Source organism: Lentibacillus jeotgali (assembly GCF_000224785.1).
Classification (GTDB): Bacteria; Bacillota; Bacilli; order Bacillales; family Amphibacillaceae; genus Lentibacillus; species Lentibacillus jeotgali.
Window position 1 is genome coordinate 51,898 of record NZ_AGAV01000017.1, and the last position, 17,903, is coordinate 69,800.

The 17,903-nt window shown below is 44.8% G+C and carries 18 protein-coding genes; 13 read left to right on the forward strand and 5 right to left on the reverse strand.

Going from position 1 to position 17,903, the window contains the following annotated elements; genetic code table 11:
* Positions 1 to 306: 306 nt before the first annotated feature.
* Positions 307 to 1,209, reverse strand: a complete 903-nt coding sequence (locus tag ON01_RS14010) for a tagatose 1,6-diphosphate aldolase (protein WP_083838404.1) — start codon at positions 1,207 to 1,209, stop codon at positions 307 to 309.
* Here ON01_RS14010 and ON01_RS14015 point away from each other — a divergent pair.
* Positions 1,201 to 1,476, forward strand: coding sequence for a hypothetical protein (locus tag ON01_RS14015; protein ID WP_010531697.1), 276 nt, complete (start codon positions 1,201 to 1,203; stop codon positions 1,474 to 1,476). The genes ON01_RS14010 and ON01_RS14015 overlap by 9 nt on opposite strands.
* Here the strand turns inward: ON01_RS14015 and ON01_RS14020 are convergent.
* Genes ON01_RS14020 through ON01_RS14035 form a run of 4 tightly spaced genes read right to left on the reverse strand, consistent with a single transcriptional unit; the run spans position 1,457 to position 6,150 of the window.
* The gene (locus ON01_RS14020; RefSeq protein ID WP_010531698.1) at positions 1,457 to 2,479 is read right to left on the reverse strand and encodes an aldose epimerase family protein; all 1,023 of its coding nucleotides are present in this window, start codon (positions 2,477 to 2,479) and stop codon (positions 1,457 to 1,459) included. The genes ON01_RS14015 and ON01_RS14020 overlap by 20 nt on opposite strands.
* Positions 2,480 to 2,487: 8 nt before the next feature.
* Entirely contained in the window at positions 2,488 to 3,969 is a 1,482-nt protein-coding gene (gene galT, locus ON01_RS14025; RefSeq protein WP_010531699.1) for a UDP-glucose--hexose-1-phosphate uridylyltransferase, read from the reverse strand.
* A gap of 7 nt (positions 3,970 to 3,976) precedes the next feature.
* The gene (galE, locus tag ON01_RS14030) at positions 3,977 to 4,975 is read right to left on the reverse strand and encodes a UDP-glucose 4-epimerase GalE (protein ID WP_010531700.1); all 999 of its coding nucleotides are present in this window, start codon (positions 4,973 to 4,975) and stop codon (positions 3,977 to 3,979) included.
* Positions 4,975 to 6,150 carry a galactokinase gene (locus ON01_RS14035; protein ID WP_010531701.1) on the reverse strand — a complete coding sequence of 392 codons (1,176 nt, stop codon included), beginning with the start codon at positions 6,148 to 6,150 and terminating at the stop codon, positions 4,975 to 4,977. Before ON01_RS14035 ends, galE begins: the two co-directional genes overlap by 1 nt.
* Before the next feature lie 231 nt (positions 6,151 to 6,381).
* On the opposite strand from ON01_RS14035, the gene glcP reads away from it, so the two are divergent.
* From glcP to ON01_RS14105, 12 genes are all read left to right on the forward strand, one after another.
* On the forward strand, positions 6,382 to 7,749 hold the full coding sequence (gene glcP / locus ON01_RS14040) for a glucose transporter GlcP (RefSeq protein ID WP_010531702.1): 1,368 nt from the start codon (positions 6,382 to 6,384) through the stop codon (positions 7,747 to 7,749).
* A gap of 36 nt (positions 7,750 to 7,785) precedes the next feature.
* Entirely contained in the window at positions 7,786 to 8,778 is a 993-nt protein-coding gene (locus tag ON01_RS14045; RefSeq protein WP_010531703.1) for a LacI family DNA-binding transcriptional regulator, read from the forward strand.
* Between the two features lie 17 nt (positions 8,779 to 8,795).
* On the forward strand, positions 8,796 to 9,665 hold the full coding sequence (locus ON01_RS14050; protein WP_010531704.1) for a hypothetical protein: 870 nt from the start codon (positions 8,796 to 8,798) through the stop codon (positions 9,663 to 9,665).
* A gap of 356 nt (positions 9,666 to 10,021) precedes the next feature.
* On the forward strand, positions 10,022 to 10,801 hold the full coding sequence (locus tag ON01_RS14060) for a Cof-type HAD-IIB family hydrolase (RefSeq protein WP_010531706.1): 780 nt from the start codon (positions 10,022 to 10,024) through the stop codon (positions 10,799 to 10,801).
* Between the two features lie 118 nt (positions 10,802 to 10,919).
* A complete protein-coding gene (locus ON01_RS14065; protein ID WP_010531707.1) occupies positions 10,920 to 11,237 on the forward strand; it encodes a hypothetical protein in 318 nt (105 codons plus the stop codon).
* Between the two features lie 263 nt (positions 11,238 to 11,500).
* Positions 11,501 to 12,199 carry a plasmid pRiA4b ORF-3 family protein gene (locus ON01_RS14070; RefSeq protein ID WP_010531708.1) on the forward strand — a complete coding sequence of 233 codons (699 nt, stop codon included), beginning with the start codon at positions 11,501 to 11,503 and terminating at the stop codon, positions 12,197 to 12,199.
* A 218-nt stretch (positions 12,200 to 12,417) separates the two neighbouring features.
* Positions 12,418 to 12,552, forward strand: coding sequence for a hypothetical protein (locus ON01_RS20100; protein WP_280990990.1), 135 nt, complete (start codon positions 12,418 to 12,420; stop codon positions 12,550 to 12,552).
* Positions 12,553 to 12,826: 274 nt separating this feature from the next.
* Positions 12,827 to 13,498: a CAP domain-containing protein gene (locus ON01_RS14080; RefSeq protein WP_010531710.1), complete on the forward strand. Its 672-nt coding sequence runs from the start codon at positions 12,827 to 12,829 to the stop codon at positions 13,496 to 13,498.
* 289 nt (positions 13,499 to 13,787) lie between these two features.
* A complete protein-coding gene (locus ON01_RS14085) occupies positions 13,788 to 14,339 on the forward strand; it encodes an NADPH-dependent FMN reductase (RefSeq protein WP_010531711.1) in 552 nt (183 codons plus the stop codon).
* Positions 14,340 to 14,739: 400 nt separating this feature from the next.
* Entirely contained in the window at positions 14,740 to 14,955 is a 216-nt protein-coding gene (locus tag ON01_RS14090) for a hypothetical protein (protein WP_010531712.1), read from the forward strand.
* 318 nt (positions 14,956 to 15,273) lie between these two features.
* A complete protein-coding gene (locus ON01_RS14095; RefSeq protein ID WP_010531713.1) occupies positions 15,274 to 16,221 on the forward strand; it encodes a nuclease-related domain-containing protein in 948 nt (315 codons plus the stop codon).
* 502 nt (positions 16,222 to 16,723) lie between these two features.
* On the forward strand, positions 16,724 to 17,716 hold the full coding sequence (locus tag ON01_RS14105; RefSeq protein WP_010531715.1) for a Gfo/Idh/MocA family protein: 993 nt from the start codon (positions 16,724 to 16,726) through the stop codon (positions 17,714 to 17,716).
* The last annotated feature ends 187 nt before the right edge of the window (positions 17,717 to 17,903 follow it).

Sequence of the window (17,903 nt, forward strand, 5' to 3'; positions counted from 1 at the left end):
CTCGTGCACAATCTCAGCCTGTACGGGGGAAAAAGTCAACTATACTCGATATAACCGGACTTACGGAAGAATAATTGCAGAAGCTGCTGCTTCAGACCTTTATAATATCCAACAAGACTTCATATTGATTACTGTACAGACAAAAAAGTTATTAGTCCATTTGAGATAACTACACATATGTCATGATAAATGTCTGCATGCGTGTATACGCATTAAGGAACTGGGTCTTGAAATAGGACATTAGCATAAATTAAAAAGCCAAGTTCACAATCATCAGAACTTGGCTTTTGTCCTTGCACACCTATTTTATTCTACAAACCCCGTCCACGGTGTTGCTGTCTCTTTAACCGCTTGTTTCACTTTATTTAAGTTCTCCAACCCGGTTTTATTAAGCCATTGATATTGTGATTCTTTTCCTTTTTCCGCAAATGGCTGAACACCGTCTTTCCAGATGGCCCGTCCGCACAGGCAGCCACTGAAATTGGCGCCGGCTTCTTTGGCGAAATGCAGTGTTTCGACAAATTGGTCATTTGTGACGCCACCACTCAAATAAATAAATGGCAGCCGGCTTTTTTCGGCGCAAGTACGATAGAAATTTGCAGCTTCTTCCTTGCTGAAGACAGGTTCATAATTATCATATTGCCCGTAACCTTCAATATTGTAAATGGATACCGGCACTTCAACTTTCAACAGATTAATGCCGTATTCCTCTTTGGAAAATTCGGTCATGAAATACTCTACAATTTCCGGCTTTTTCTTGGCGAATTCAGCACTTTTTGACCCTAAACCTTCTGCACTGTAGGAGACAGGCTCTAATATAAACAGCAGATCATTTTGCTTGCATTCATCACCAACGCGCTTAATAAATGCTTTTTTAATTGTATTGTATTTTTCTTCTTCATTGTGATCGTTATATATGAGCAGTTTCAAGGCGCTTGCACCTTTTTCGGCTAAGTCCTGGACAGCATAGTTGTCGACCAGATTTGGCAGGCGGCCTTTTTCGGAGGTATCATATCCGGTTTTTTCATAGGCCATAATCAAGCCGATATCATCATTTAATCTGCTTGCAGCACTCCAGCCATACTCGGGATCAAGCAGAAGGGAAGAGGATTGGTTCCCGAGCACCTCACTGACACCTTCTTTGGGCGGAGGTAGGACAACGATCCTGACCCTTCGTCCAAATATTCGGGGTGAGTTGCTGTGAGTCATTCCAGATTACTGCTTTATACAGTGAGCGGGGTTGTTGTCTGTATTAGTTTTATTGGTATGGTTATTTATGGTTATAAGACATTTTTTATTCAAACTGAGAAAGTTGAATCGGCTGATTACTCCTATCATTTTGCGTTGATTACTGAGGAAGCTGATAACGAAACAGTAACATGTTCCGGATCGCGCCAAACATGCGCGAGAAAACCTAAGTTGCCCTTAATCAACCCGTTTGGCGCGGTCAGCTTAACTATTCAAAAGAATATTTAATGTAACTGTGATACTTTTCTTCTGTTTGCAATATGACATTTGGAAACCCTTCATGATGAAGAGCTGCTGGATGGGGCTGGGCTTCAAAGCATACGCCTGCGTATTTTTGGGATAATCCTTCGTTCAATTTTAGTCCCTCATCCAGTCCGTTTGCAGTGTAGAGCACCACTCCCGGCGCGTTTGTGTGAATCTTCATGGTGCGCCCGCTATTATTTTCCGATACAGTCACCGCTTTTTCGCTTCCAAACATAACATAATGATCATAGCCATTCCCGGCAATTATCTGTTGCGTTGTTTCCGATTTTAAGCCATCACCAAGCAAACGGCCATTACGGAAATCAAAAGGGGTGTCAGTCGTTTCAATCAGCTTGCCGGTTGGAATGAGCTCCTCATCGAGTTCTGCAAAATAACGGCTGTCAAATTGAACACGATGATTGTGCACCGTATCTGTCATATCGCCGCTCAAATTAAAATAGGTATGATTCGTCAGTGCGACAGGTGTATCATGATCGGATGCTGCCTGGTAGTTTAGGGTGAGTTCATTGGAATTGTTCAGTGTATAGGTAACCGATATGTCAAGATTGCCCGGATAGCCATTTTCCAAATGTTTGCTTGTATGCGTTAGAACAAGGTTCACCTCATGTTCCGATTGGTGTGTTCCCGATTCCCAAATGATCTGATGAAACCCGTTTGGTCCGCCGTGCAGATGATGGGTGCCTTCATTTTTTGCCAGTTCGTAGTGGCTTCCGTTGAGATGAAAGCTGCCGTCTTTAATTCTGCTTGCCACACGTCCGATTTGGGCGCCTAAATAATTGGTGTTGTTCTCATAATCTGCATAATTGTTATACCCGAGTACAATATTTTCGCATTTACCATACTTATCGGGAACTATCATGTTTGTAATAATCCCGCCAAAGTTCAAAATGCTGACGGACATGCCGTGATCATTTGTGAGTATAAATTCTTTCCATTTTCCGTGTACATTTTCTTCTGTGATATCCATGTGTTCACCTACTTATTTAGGGTTCTGATAAATCGGTCAAAGGCTGACTTCTCTTTGAATACACCAGCGTCTTCAAGCACTTTTGCAAATTTCAGGCCCAACTCCTGCTGTAAAATCAGCTCAGCATCACTCGGTGTGGAAATGGTACCGTGTTTCGCTTTAATGGATTGTGCCCATTCGTGATGATACTCTTCTATATTGCTGGGTTTATCCAATAGGAATTCCTTGATTTCAGCAAGTTCGTCTTTCAACCTCGGGGGTAAAACGGCCAGCCCCATCACTTCAATCAGGCCAATATTTTCTTTTTTAATATGATGAACATCAGAATGTGGATGGAAGATTCCCATCGGATGCTCCTCAGATGTGCGGTTGTTGCGTAAAACAAGGTCAAGTTCGTAAGCGCCATTACGCATCCGTGCTATTGGTGTGATGGTATTATGTGGTGTGTTACCGGAAAAAGCCTTAATATCAATTGATTCATCTGAATAATGTTTCCATGTTTGTAAAACGTGATCGGCTGCATCGAGTAATTCTTTTTTATCGGAACAATTTAAACGTATGACGGACAGCGGCCAGTTCAAAACTTGAGCAGTGACGTTATCATGATTGTCAAGTTCAAATGAAAATGCTTCTTCTGCATCTGTCATGGCGAACCGGTACCGGCCGCCCTGATAGTGGTCATGAGATAAAATGGATCCCCCGATAATTGGCAAGTCTGCATTGGAACCAATGAAATAATGAGGGAATTTATCGATAAATGCCAGCAGTCGTTCAAATCCTTGTTTATCTATTTTCATATTACGATGTTTTTCAGCGAGTACGATACTGTGCTCGTTGTAGTATACATATGGGGAATATTGGAGATACCATTTTTCCCCGAGTAATGGGACTTCGATGACACGATGGTTTGCTCTGGCTGGATATCCGATGCGGCCGGCATAGCCTTCATTTTCAACACAGAGAACACATTTCGGGTAATCAATATGTTTCGTGTTTTCGCGTTCCCGTTTTATTTGCTCCGGATCCTTTTCCGGTTTTGATAAATTAATCGTGATGTCCAGGTCACCATATTCGGTATTTGCCTTAAAATGGATGTTTTTTTCAATCCGTTTCATCTGGATGTAATTACTGTCCTTGCTTAACTGGTAAAAATAATCGGTTGCCGCTTCGGGAGATTTGCTGTATTTCTCTTGAAACACAGCGTTGATAACTGACGGGCGTGCAACAAAGCAATTCATGATATTAGCAGCAAGAATTTCTTTATCATCAAAAACATCATCGATCACGTGGTGGCGAACGGCGTAGGCAACCAGTTCGTCAAGCAAGTCGGGGATAGAAGCATCAGAGTGGGACATAGATCCCGTCCCTTTGTCCCCGTCGAGCTTAAGATAGTGCATAATTTGGTTGCGTACGTAAATATGGTCCTGCTTTTCGATCAGCCCGCTCTGGATAGCTTTATCGATCAGGGCATTAATATGCTGGTAAATCATGATACATCTACTCCTTCTCTGACTTATATCCATTCGGGTTGTTTGAATGCCACTTCCATGCGTCTTCCATGATTTTTGTAATGGCTGTTCGCGTCGGGTTCCATCCAAGCACTTCCTTCGCTTTATCGGAACTTGCAATCAGTACGCTCGGATCTCCGCTACGGCGCTCACCTGTTTCAGCCTTAATGTCTTCGCCGGTTACATTTCGCGCCGCATCAATCATTTCTTTTACAGAGAAACCCTGACTGCTGCCGAGATTGAAAATATTGCTTTGGCCGCCATTCTTCAAATAATTCATTGCCAGGATATGTGCTTGAATGAGATCCTCTACATGAACATAATCCCGGACACAAGTACCATCTGCCGTGTCATAATCTTCGCCGAAAATGGTGATATTTGAACGCTGGCCTAGCGCAGCCTGCAGTATAATGGGAACAAGGTGTGTTTCGGGACGGTGATCCTCACCAATTTCACCGGTTTCCCGTGCGCCTGCCACATTGAAATATCTTAAGGAAACATAGTTAATCCCATGGGCATGTTCAGTCCACTTCATTAATTTCTCCATGGTGCGTTTCGTTTCGCCGTACGGATTTGTCGGGTTTGTCGGCATGGCTTCAGTCAATGGTATCGATTCTGGTTCACCATATGTTGCAGCAGTGGAGGAAAAGACGATATTTTTCACATTATGTTCCACCATAGCCTTCAGTAACACGTGTGTGCCATAAACGTTATTATCAAAATATTGGAGCGGCTTTTCCATGGATTCGCCCACAAGGGAATTGGCTGCAAAGTGCATGACGCCATCGATTGATTCTTTCGCAAAGACTTCGCGTAGAAATTCAATATGGCGAATGTCCCCTTGATAAAAAACAGCATTTGGATGGATGGCTTCGTGATGCCCAGTTTCCAGGTTATCAACAACGACAACCTGTTCTCCCTGATCAATCAGCTGATGGACGGCATGCGAGCCGATATATCCTGCTCCGCCTAATACAAGAATACGCATTATAATGCTCCTTCCGTTATTTCTTTGGCCCCATCGCCGAGTGTGGCCGTATAGAATGTGGCTGAATAGCCAAATTGATGCTGGTAGATTTGTCCAACATTGTCTTTAAAATCATCAATTTTACTTTTTGGCACAATGGCAATGGCACATCCGCCAAATCCGGCCCCGGTCATCCTTGCTCCGATAACACCTTCTTGTTTCCAGGCTGCTTCCACGACAGTGTCCAATTCTGCACCGGTTACTTCATAATCGTGTCGAAGCGATTGATGCGAGGCATTTATTAATTGCCCAAATCCTTCCAGATCACCATTTTGTAATTTATTTAATGCCTCCAGTGTGCGGCTGTTTTCCGCAACAGCATGTTTGGCCCGTTTCCGGTTAATGTCATTTTGAATGAGGTGTTTGTACTGTTCGAATTGCTCGGTTGTTAAATCACCAAGGCTGTTAATACTAAGTTCTGATTTTAAATCGGTAAGCGCCTCTTCACATTGCTGGCGGCGCTCATTGTACTGCGATCCGGCAAGCGTGCGCTGTTTATTCGTGTTGATAATCATAATCGCATGATCTTGCAGTTCGATGGGTGCATAATTATAATCAAGCGTCTGACAGTTTAATAGAATGGCATGATTTCGTTTTCCCATGCCAATGGCAAACTGATCCATGATGCCGCTGTTTACGCCGATATAATCATTTTCAACCTTTTGCCCGAGCTTAATCATTTCGATACGGTCGATGTTTAGTTCAAATAAATACTCCAGCAATACACCGGTTGCCATTTCAATGGATGCCGATGAGGAAAGCCCGGCACCATTTGGAATATCCCCGTAATACAGAATGTCAGCACCGTGTTTTAGCGAATAGCCGGCTTTGATTAGGTGATGGATCATGCCTTTAGGATAGTTTGCCCAATCGTGTGTATCATTGAATCTTAAATCGGAAAGGTCGCATTCAACCACACCCGTCTCCGGAAAATTCATGGAATAGAAACGGAAACGCGTATCTGTCCGCCTTTTTCCCAATGCATATGTCCCAAAAGAAATAGAGGTGGGAAAAACGTGTCCACCGTTATAATCGGTATGTTCGCCGATCAAATTAATACGGCCGGGTGCAAAAAATGTACGCGGTTCTTCGGTGCAATTAAATACATTCTGAAAGGTATTGATGAGGTTATTCATGGAATTCCCCCTCTTAGTTCTCTTGTTAAAAACGCTTACAATCAGTTTACTATAGTGTTGTCGTATGCACAATAAAATTGTTGATGTTTTTTAGTTAAAAAGTAATAAAATTTAACTTGTCCTAGTGCAGTGATGGTCATTGTTAAATGGCAACACTAAAAATAATACTTTACATGAATAGTATGAAAGCGTATACTAAATTTTAAATTAACATCTTTGGGGGACTGAATAATGGGTGGTAAAAAAATAGGTAAAAAAGTGATATTTTTTCTCGGGGCGTTAGGTGGACTCCTATATGGGTATGATATGGGTGTTATATCAGGGGCTCTCTTGTATATAAAAAATGATATTCCGCTAACGAGTTTTACAGAAGGTCTTGTCGTCAGTTCAATGCTGGTTGGAGCAATTTTTGGTTCGGGGTCAAGCGGGCCTTTGTCAGATAAATTTGGGCGGCGCAGATTGGTCTTTATGATTTCGATTTTATATATTGTTGGGGCATTGACACTGGCATTTGCTCCGAATATGGTAACACTTGTAGTGGGTCGCTTGATTATTGGTGTGGCTGTTGGTGGTTCCACTGCAATTGTTCCTGTATACTTATCGGAAATGGCACCGACAGAATCCAGAGGGTCGCTAAGTTCATTGAACCAGCTGATGATTACAATCGGTATTCTTTCTTCCTACCTGGTAAACTATGCGTTTGCTCCAATTGAAGGTTGGCGCTGGATGCTCGGACTTGCCGTTGTACCATCTCTCATATTAATGGTTGGTGTACTATTTATGCCTGAGAGTCCAAGATGGTTGCTTGAACACCGCGGCAAAGAAGCGGCCCGGCGTGTTATGAAATTGACGCGGAAGGAAAATGAAATCGATCAAGAAATAAATGAAATGATTGAAATTAATCGTGTTTCTGACAGCACTTGGAATGTATTAAAATCAGCCTGGCTGCGTCCGACGCTGGTTATTGGCTGTACATTCGCGCTGCTTCAGCAAATCATCGGCATTAATGCGATCATTTATTATGCGCCAACGATTTTCAATGAAGCTGGACTTGGCGATGTCACGTCCATTTTGGGGACGGTCGGAATCGGAACGGTCAATGTCTTATTTACAATCGTTGCAATTATGATTATCGATAAAATTGACCGGAAGAAACTGCTGATCACCGGAAATATCGGGATGGTTGGATCATTAGTGATTATGGCCGGCTTAATCTGGACAATCGGCCTTGGTTCAACGGTCGGCGCATGGATTATTGTGGCTTGTCTGACATTGTTCATTATCTTTTTCGCCTTCACGTGGGGACCGGTTTTATGGGTTATGCTTCCGGAACTGTTTCCTATGCGTGCGCGTGGTGCAGCAACGGGTATCGCTGCCCTGGCGTTATCAATCGGAAGCTTGCTTGTCGCACAATTTTTCCCAATGCTGACCGAAGTCATGTCCATTGAACAGGTGTTCCTGATTTTTGCTGTGATTGGAATTGGCGCCATGATTTTTGTCGTGAAATATCTGCCGGAAACACGTGCCCGGAGTCTGGAAGAAATTGAAGCTGACTTGCGGAAGCGTACTTCGGCAGTGGATACGAAAAGTGTGAAGTAATGGTCGTTTCATAACGAGTCGATCGGAGTTGGATAAATGGCGACGATTAAAGATATAGCGAATCATGTAAATGTCTCGATTGCAACTGTATCACGCGTCCTTAATGAGGACCCAAACCTGTCAGTGAACCCGGAAACGAAGCAGCACATTTTTGACGCTGCTGAACAGCTGGGTTATAAAAAACACATTCAAAAGAAAACAAAACAGCGTGTGCGGATAGCGATTGTGCATTGGTATACAGAGACGGAAGAACTGAATGATTTGTATTACTATTCGATCCGTCAGGGTGTAGAAAAAAAACTGGAAAACGATGAGTATGAGTATATCCGGCTGTTTCAAAATGCGAACAAACAACCTGACGTCAAAGTAAATGGCGTCATCGCGATAGGCAAATTTTCACACCGGCAAATGCAGCATTTGAAAAATTGGAGTTCCAATATTTGTTTTGTTGATAACATTCATGCACTGCCTACCTGTGACGCTGTCGTCGCAGATTTTAAACAGGCAACGATCAACGTTCTGTCTCATTTTATCAAGCGGGGACACTCCAGAATCGGGATGCTGACCGGTGAGGAAAAGTTTCCCGGTACCTCTGAAGTTCTGAAAGACCCAAGATATGATACGTTTCGTGATTATATGAGGTCACATAACTTATTCAATAAGAAGTATTGTTTTAAAGGAACGTTCAGCGTGGATTCCGGTTATGATATGATGGACAATGCGATACAGACGCTTGAGAATGACCTTCCCACTGCATTTTTTTGTGCAAATGATGCCGTTGCTGTCGGGGCATTACGTGCTTTAAAGGATCATCAGCTTCGTATCCCGGAAGACGTTCAGGTTATCGGATTTAATGACTCGAGTGTGGCAAAGTATGTCTCACCATCTTTAAGTACTGTCAGAGTTTACACGGAAATGATGGGGGAGACTGCCGTATCCTTAATGAAAGAACGGATTCTCGAGCAGCGTACTGTAGCCAAAACAGTTACACTAGGAACGGAACTGATTTTCAGAGAAAGCACTCAGTGATGGTAAGGGGGGGTGTCATGAAGATAAATACGGTGTATAAGAAAGGGAATCGTGACGTAAACGAAGATGCTTATGTGATCAATGAGAAGTCCGGGGTTTTCGCGGCAATTGACGGTGCCACAGGGCTAGAAGGTGTGCCCGGTCACATAGCCTCAGGTGCCATGCGGGAAGTGCTGAATGCAAACGTCATGGAAAAGTCGCTCGAGGACAGCGTGAAAGCTGGTAATCAGGCAGTCGGTGAAGAAAGCCTTTCGTATCTTGGGCTAAAGGGCAGTGTGACGATAGATGACGTTTCAAAAGAAAAACGGAGTACTTGCGCGCTTGCAGCGATTTCAATCGATATGGATCACTTACGGCTTGATTATGTCCATGCCGCAGATTGCATGATTTTTTTACAATATGAGAACGGTGATATCCGTCAGGTGACATATGACCTGCTTCATCATTTTGATCAAAAAGCAATAAACGGCATTGTGGAACTGAGAAAGCAAGAAGGCAGGGACGTCGGGATGGCTGAAGCCAGGGAAAAAGTGCGGCCGACGCTAATTGAAAACCGCTCTTTGCTAAATAGCCGTGATGGATACGGTGTGATTGATGGAAGTGTTGCTGCGTTAAATCATTTGGAAAAAGGCAGGCTATCCTTGAAAAAGGTTACCGGAGTTCTTTTACTGAGCGATGGATTAATGCTGCCAACGAAATTGGAAGAAAGTAACGCTTGGGAGCAAACTGCGGCGTTTGCTTTTCATTCCGGGCTGGATGAACTGCTACATGAAGTGGAGAATAGAGAAAACGCTGATCCCGAGTGTGTGACATATCCCCGTCTGAAAATGAATGACGATAAGACAGGTATATTGCTCGTGCGAGAAGCACCTGAACTTGTGCGATAGCGGCTCCAACTTGTGCGACAAGCGGCTGAACTTGTGCGAGAAGCTCCCGAATTTGTGTGGCAGCGGCTTCAACTTGTGCAGAGTAACGCTAAAGTTGTGCGAGAGCATCGCTAACTCGTGCGAGAATGAGACCAACGTGTGCGAAATTCACTCCAACTCGTGCAGCAACACTCCGAATCCGTGCGGGAATCCCCTTGAACTTTTTTTCCCCGGTATATTGCTGCCGTTGAGCCTTGTAGAATATTGCTGCAAGGTTTTTTTGCTGTCTTAAAATGTGGTGGCAACAGTTTCCCCCAAAGCAGCTATATGTATGATAGAATAATAGACATAAACCACCTACGAAACGAGGCCAACACATGACACAAAAACTCATCTTTTTTGATATAGACGGGACCCTGCTTGATGATGAGAAGCGCCTGCCGGAATCGACAAAGCAGGCAATCGCACAGCTGCAGGCGGACGGCCATTTTGTGGCGATCGCAACAGGCCGTGCGCCGTTTGCGTTCAAACCGCTGATGGACGAACTGAATATCAGCACTTATGTCAGCATCAACGGGCAGTATGTCGTGCACAATGACGAAGCGATTTACAAAAATCCCCTGAAGCCGGATGCTTTGGCCGCGCTGGAGAAATACGCGGCGGAACGTCAGCATCCTCTGGTCCATCTCAATCATGAGGACTGGTATGCGAACACGAAAGATCACCCGCAAGTCAGAGCGGCTACTGAGTCACTGAAACTTGATCAGGCCGTTAAGTATAATCCGGATTTTTATCGAAATAGCAAGGTGTATCAGACGCTGTTATTCTGCACGGGAGAAGGCGAAGCGGAATATGATCAAACGTTTGATCAACTCGATTTTGTCCGCTGGCATCAGTATTCTGTGGACGTCATGCCGGCCGGTGGTTCCAAAGCGGCAGGCATCGGAAAGCTGATTGAGCAATTGGACATCCCCGCCCAAGACGTTTTTGCCTTCGGCGATGGCCTGAACGATATTCCGATGCTTAAGTCCGTGCAAAACAGTATCGCGATGGGTAACGCTGCAGATACCGTGAAAGAGGCGGCCGGCAGTGTTACGAGAGACGTGCATGATGACGGAATCTGGCATGGGCTGAAAATGGCGGGGCTGTTGAGGTGAAGAGGATTTCCGGCTGATGCCGGAAATCTTCTTTTATAATTGAGAAAAAAGGCTTAATTCGTGTGTTAGCAGTAGCAGGCGTTGAACTTCATCAATTATTTACTGGAGATGCCAGAACATGTCAAAAGGTCCTAAAGAAGAGGAGAGTCATATGAGTGGAACAGGGTTTCCTAACTCGCCGACGTTTAAACCAATTTTTGATGAATTGAGGGAGGAATGGAAGAAAGAAGGGGAGACAAAGGGAAAACGAGAAATAGCGTTTGCAATGCTTCGAAAAGAATATCCGGACGAAGACATCCTTGATATAACTGGTCTTACGAAAGGAGAATTGCAGGAATTAAACAAAAATGTAATCCTTGAACAACAAGCAGGTTCGCGCGAAATGCAGGGAGTGTCGCGCGCATTCGAGTCACTCTCGCAGAATATGATAGAATAGTGAGAAAGACTAGACCCTTTATTCTGCACGGGAGAAGGCGTAACGGAATATGATCAAACGTTTGATCAATTTGATGTTGTCCGCTAGCACCAATATCTTTGGCCGTTATCCCTGCCGGTGAATTCTAGGCGGCAGGGATCAGCAAGCTGATTGGGAGGTTGCAGATCCCGTTAAAGCGAACATCTAAACCGTGCCGAGCTACATATGGACTCGGGACGCTCATTTTATAAAATTTTTCTCAATCTTAAAGGAGAGCTAATCACATGAAAGCCTATCAAATCAAAATCGAGCTGACCGGTTCAGAACCACTAATCTGGCGTCGTATCGTCATGCCGGCCGGCGCGACATTTAACAGATTGCATGATGTGATTCAGAACGCAACGAATTTTCAGGGCGGTTATCCCGGCGCATATCACCTTTTCGAGTTTGACCTGCCGAATGATAATATCCGGGTGACCAATGATGAAGAGGCGTATCAGGAGCATCAGCATTTTAAGAAAAACCGGAAAGAGATTGAGGCCAAGTTGCGGGATGTTCCCCCGGAATTCGCGGAGATTCAGGAAGCCCGGCTGCGCGAATTGGAAAAAGTGGTGCGCAAACCGGCCGGGATCAAGATTGATACGTATCTGGAAAAGTATGGAACGCTTGAATACATTTATGATTATGGTGATGATTGGCATTTTCTTATTACATTAGAAAAAACGATGAAAGATTACCATTACGGCTATCCAACGCTTATCGATGGTGCTGAAACAGCGCCGCCGGAAGATGTGGGCGGACTACCCGGCTATTATGAGTTTTTGGATATTTATTATGATTCGAATCACTCGGACCATGAGGATATGAAAGAATGGGTTCAAGAGCAATTGTTTAGGGAATATGATCCGGATTTTATAAATGATAGCCTCAAGAGTATTCATTATAAAAAGACAGAATGGGACAAGATCAATAAGCAAGGGTGAGTTGACTATTTTTATGCGTCCAATGTGGAAGGTCTTCTGCGGCGGCCGAAAACCTTCCTTTTGTTTGTTTAATTTTGGCTGTGCCAAAAATCTTCAATAAAAGGGTTTGGGATGGGCGAGAGTATTATCAACTCGTGCGGGAGCGGCCGCAACTTGTGCAGGAAGCACTCGAACTCGTGCGGGAGCGACCGCAACTTGTGCAGGAAGCACCCGAACTCGTGCGAGAGCGTCCGCAACTTGTACAGAAAGTGCTCGAACTTGTGCGAGATCTGTCGCAACTTGTGCGAGAAGCGCTCGAACATGTGCAGGAGCAGCCGCAACTTGTGCAGGAAGCACTCAAACATGTGCGATAAGCCCCCGACTTGTGCGGGAACACCCACACGGAAAATCGATCGACCCACCAGTAATATCGTTTGAGTTATGCACCAAAATACGAATCACCCCTGAAGTCATGCGACAATAGCTCCCTTTTACGAGAATTTCAGTTCCTGATTTTGTTTACCTTTCTTATTATTGTGTATAATGGATATGAATACAGAAGGAACGTAATGAGAGCAGTGCCAGAGTTGCCCGTCAAAAAGCGGAAGTATGCTATTTTCACTAACGATCACAATGAAGGAGACTTCAATGAAACGGCTATTCATATTAGTGGCTATTTTATTTATGACATCGATAAGAACACCAGCTTTGGTAGAACAAACGTGGAATCCAGAGCGGCTGGAGCCGGAGACTTTTGAAAATTGGACAACTGCAGTACAAGACTGGTGGAAAGATCAGGATATGACTATTGGGGAATACAAGGAGGGCCTCACGCGGCTGTTTCAATCAGAAGAAGATACGAAGGAAGACATGACACAGCTGTTTCAATCAGAAGAAGAGACGCCGGATACAGACTCAGCGGAGCCATCTGCCTATGAAAAAGAAGTTGTGCAGCTCGTTAATGAAGAGCGGGAAAAGCGAGACCTGGAGCCGCTGGAAATGCATAATCGCTTAAGCAGTCTTGCCCGGAAGAAATCCCAGGATATGGCGAACAACGACTATTTTAGCCACACATCGCCAACGTACGGATCCCCTTTCGATATGATGGAGCAGTTCGATTTTAGCTTCCGCATGGCTGGTGAAAATATAGCGGCCGGGCAGCGCAGTCCCGAACAAGTGGTGGAAGGCTGGATGAACAGCGAGGGGCATCGTAAAAATATTTTGAAGGAAGGTTTTACGCATATTGGTGTTGGCTATGTAGAAGGTGGTGGGCTCAAGTATGGAACCTACTGGACGCAAATGTTTATGACACCGATGTGACAGGAATCCCCCTGGAGCCGTATCGAATCGATCGAACTTGCTCCGGCTCGAATGGAAAATTTGGAAAGCGGCGGGGGATGCATTAAAATGATTATAGAGCCTCTCCATGCAACTGCCGCGTATAATGATTAGCACATGCCCCGCAACAAAAAGTAACCGTTAAGATCCCACGACTCCTTATCGTGACACAAAGTATGTTTGATGTAATGACTTTCGGGAATTATTTCCATTATTGTAATTTAATGTATATGGAAGATTGAAAATGTTGGAACTGCAAGGAGGCGTCTGTTTGAAATTAGTTGGTATATCAGGAACATTGGCAGGAGATAAGACATCCAAGGCGGTTTACGATGTGCTGGAAGCTGCCAAGTTGATGGATACATCTGTGAAGACAGAACTCATTGATTTAAGGGATTATGAATTATCATTCGCTGACGGATCCCCACTTGCGTATTTTGAAGATGATACCTGGCCGGTCGCTGACAAAATCATGTCTGCAGACTGTTTGGTGTTTGGGACGCCGATCTATCAGGCATCTATCGCCGGCGTATTGAAAAATCTGCTCGATCATTTTCCGGAGTACGCTTTTAAAAACAAGGTTACCGGCATTGTCGCAACAGGCTTGTCGGAGAAACATTTTCTTGTAACCGAATATCAGCTGAAGCCTGTTCTTTCTTATTTCAAGGGGCTGGTGCCGACAGAGAATGTTTTTGTCCAGAATGATTGCTTCGATTTGGAGAGCGGGGAAATCATCGATAAATTGATTGCAAAGCGACTGCGGAATCTTGCCGAGGAGATCCTGTTTCTGCAGGGGAGTATTAATGAGCGGATGGAGCGGTAACAGGACGAGGGAATTCTGTTTGGCCGAAAACCCCTTCTTAATAGTTGGTTAGATTAGTTGATTTTTGGCTTGAGCCAAAAATCTTCGTTCTAATGGTTCTGAATTGGGTGTAAGGTTCATAAAAACGTGTGCGACAGGTGCTCGAACTTGAGTGAGAACTATCTCAACTTGTGCGGAATTGGCGCTAACTTGAGCGGTAATGCTCTGAGTTGAGCAGGATTAGCCTCAACTTGTGCGGGAGGGCTCTGGATTTGAGCGGGAACAGCGCCCACTTGCGCAGGATGAGCTGGAACTTGAGTGAGAACGCCCTCAGGTTGTGCAGCAACAGCGCAAACTCGTGCAGAAATACTCGGAAGCTGAGCGCGAGAGTCGTCGACTTATGCGATAGGGGATGAAACTTGTGCGAGAAGCACTAAAACTTGTGCGGGAGCGATTTGAACTTGTGCGAGAAGCACTTAAACTTGCGCGGGAGCGATTCGAACCTGTGCGAGAAGCACTAAAACTTGTGCGGGAGCGATTCGAACCTGTGCGAGAAGCACTAAAACTTGTACGGGAGCGTACCGAACTCGTGCAAGGAGCACTCAAATTCGTGCGGGAACGTTCTGAACCTGTGTAATAAGCGCTCAATCTCGTGCAGTAACTGCCTCAACCTGTGCAGGAATGCTCGGAAGTTGTGCCGGATCAACCTATATTTGTGCGAGAGCGGCGTTTACTCGTGCGACATTAGTCTCGACTTATGCAGGGTTACTGCCAACTTGTGCGGCAATCGTGTGAACATATTCGCGGATATCCTCATTTCGTGATAAATCAGCCCCATCTCATATGGGGGCTCAGAACAACAACATTTATTAAAAATTTGAAATCATGCCCCATTTTCTTCACCAATATGCTATAGTGAAAATATCCCCCTAAAACAAAATAAAGGAGCAAAACCATGATACTCAGACACCGCACTAAGCCCCTTCCGCTTCAAAAACTCGATGCTGCCATTCCGCGGCTCTCGCCACATTTTCCAGGTCTCCCCAAGATGAAAGAAGATGCTAAAAAGCAGCAGCAAGGTTATTCGGGTGAACTGAAGGTCGACTATTTTTTCGACAATCTTGCTCCGATGTATACGATTCTTCATGATGTCTATCTCCGCGAGAACAATAAAAACTTTCAAATTGACTCACTCACAATCGCTAACCATACTATTTTCATTGTGGATTCCAAACATTATCAAGGCAGCATCACCTTTAACACCACGCTCCGACAGCTCACCCGCTCTGACGGTACGATTGAGTCAGGCTTCGAATATCCAATCACTCAAGTGAAAAATCAAAAATTCCATCTGCAAAATTGGCTCAAGCAGCACAACTTGGGGCATATCCCGGTGCAATGTTTCGTTGCCATTGCCGATCCGTCTACTGTTGTACATGTTAAAGGCAGTGAGGAAGAGGTTGGGAAACATGTCGTTCATGCCGCTGAGCTTCCCGAGCAAATTATGAAGGCAGATCGGCAATTCGGAAATAAGGGCGCTCGGAAGCTCTCAAACTATCAGATTGGTAAAGCAATTTTGAGCAAAAGTCGTGAGTTTGATATTGATTTGTTCAAGCGATATGGCGTAAAACCCGCGGATATATTGCCGGGTGTGATCTGTCCTGATTGCGGTTTGCGGGGGATGGAGCGGGTCTATAATGGATGGCACTGCGGGCAATGCAGCTGTTTTTCGCGAAATGCGCACAAAAAAGCTATAGAGGATTTTCTTTTGCTCGTAAAGAATTCGATCACGAACAAGGAATGTGTGTGGTTTCTCGGCAATATCAATAGAGGATTGGCAACGCGAATACTTAAGAAAAGCGGCCTGGTATATGATAAGCAGCATCGATGTTGGCGAAGATAAAAGATTTTGAAGTGTTGGTTTTCGGCGGCAGCCGAAAACCTTCCTTATTTTTTGTTGAAGGAGAGATTTTTGGCTTGTGCCAAAAATCTTCATTCTAACTTGAGCGACAGACGCTCGAGCTTGTGCGGGGGCCAGCAAAGCTCGTGCAAGAAATCGCTGGACTTGTGCAAGATCCGCCCCAACTGTGCAGGAAGTGCTTGAACTTGTGTGAGAGCTACCTGAACTTGTGCGAGGGTCAGCGCAACTCGTGCAAGAAATCGCTGAACTTGTGCGAGAGCGTCCTGAATTCGTGCAGGAACGCCTCGAACTCGTGCGAGCCCCGTCCTGGACTTGCGCAGCATCTACCCTAACTCGTGCAAAAAGTACTCGAACTCGTGCGACAGCCCCCCAACTTGTATGAGAAGCTCCTCCAACTCATTAAAGCACTCGGTATGGCCAAGGTCTATGTTATGATATCAATAAAGCTGGTACAAGTTTTCATCAAAAAAAGGAGATGTAACAAATGAATCTAGTAAAATGGGGCATTCTAAGCACCGCAAACATAGCACAAACACAGCTGATTCCAGCCATTGAACGATCTAATAATGCTGAAGTAACTGCTATTGCAAGCGGGAGTGGGAAGGCTTCAGAAGTCGCGCGTGAATCAGGGATTCCCAAGGCTTATGATTGTTATGAGAAGCTTTTTGATGATCCAGAAATAGGTGCAGTGTATATACCGCTCCCGAATCATTTACATAAAAAGTGGGCGATCCAAGCGGCGGTTAAGGGCAAGCATATCCTTTGTGAAAAGCCTGCAGCATTAACGGCTGCTGACATGGAAGAAATAAAGCGTTCGTGTGAGGAAAACGGTGTACACTTTATGGAAGGGTTTATGTACTATTTTCATACCCAGCATAATCGGGTAAAAGAAATTATCGACAGTGGCGAAATTGGCGACGTTAAGCTTGTTAGATCTAGTTTTTCCTTTCCAGTGACGGACAAGGAAGATAATATTCGAATGGCTGCTGAAAAAGGCGGCGGGACGTTTTATGATATTGGGTGCTACAGTATCCACTCCATCCGGCATATCCTGGGCAGCGAGCCGGTTTCAGTAAATGTACATGCAAAACGGGATGCAAGCTATGGTGTGGAAACAGAGGTCGTCACGTATATGGAATTTCCTGATGGGCTAATGACCGTCTTTGATAATAGTTTCGAATCGGCATTCCGGCAAGAATACGAAGTCGTTGGTACGGAAGGCCGTGTGATCGTTCCGCGCGCATACCGGCCTGATGTAAACGGCGGTGATGGGTTAGTGATTATCGAGAAAGATGGTGTGCGGCGTGAAGAAACGCTAAACGCAGATCAGTATAAAGCAGAAGTTGAGCATTTTTCTGAAGTCATTATTAGCGGCACAGAAATAGCACATACGATGGAAAATACGATAAGCAATCTTAAAGTGGTTGAAGCATGTCTGGAATCGGCTGAGACAGGCGAAAAAGTATTGGTGAAATAACCCGGGGTGTATTAGGCCCCGGGTCAAGGATTTCTGTAATGATACCACCATAATATAAAATGGGGATTTTTGGCTTGTGCCAAAAATCCTCAATATATAATGGTTTGAAATCGGCGAGGTATCGTTAACTTGTGTAGAAACTGCCTCGACTCGTGCGGGAGCGGTCCGAGCTTGTGCTGCATCCGCT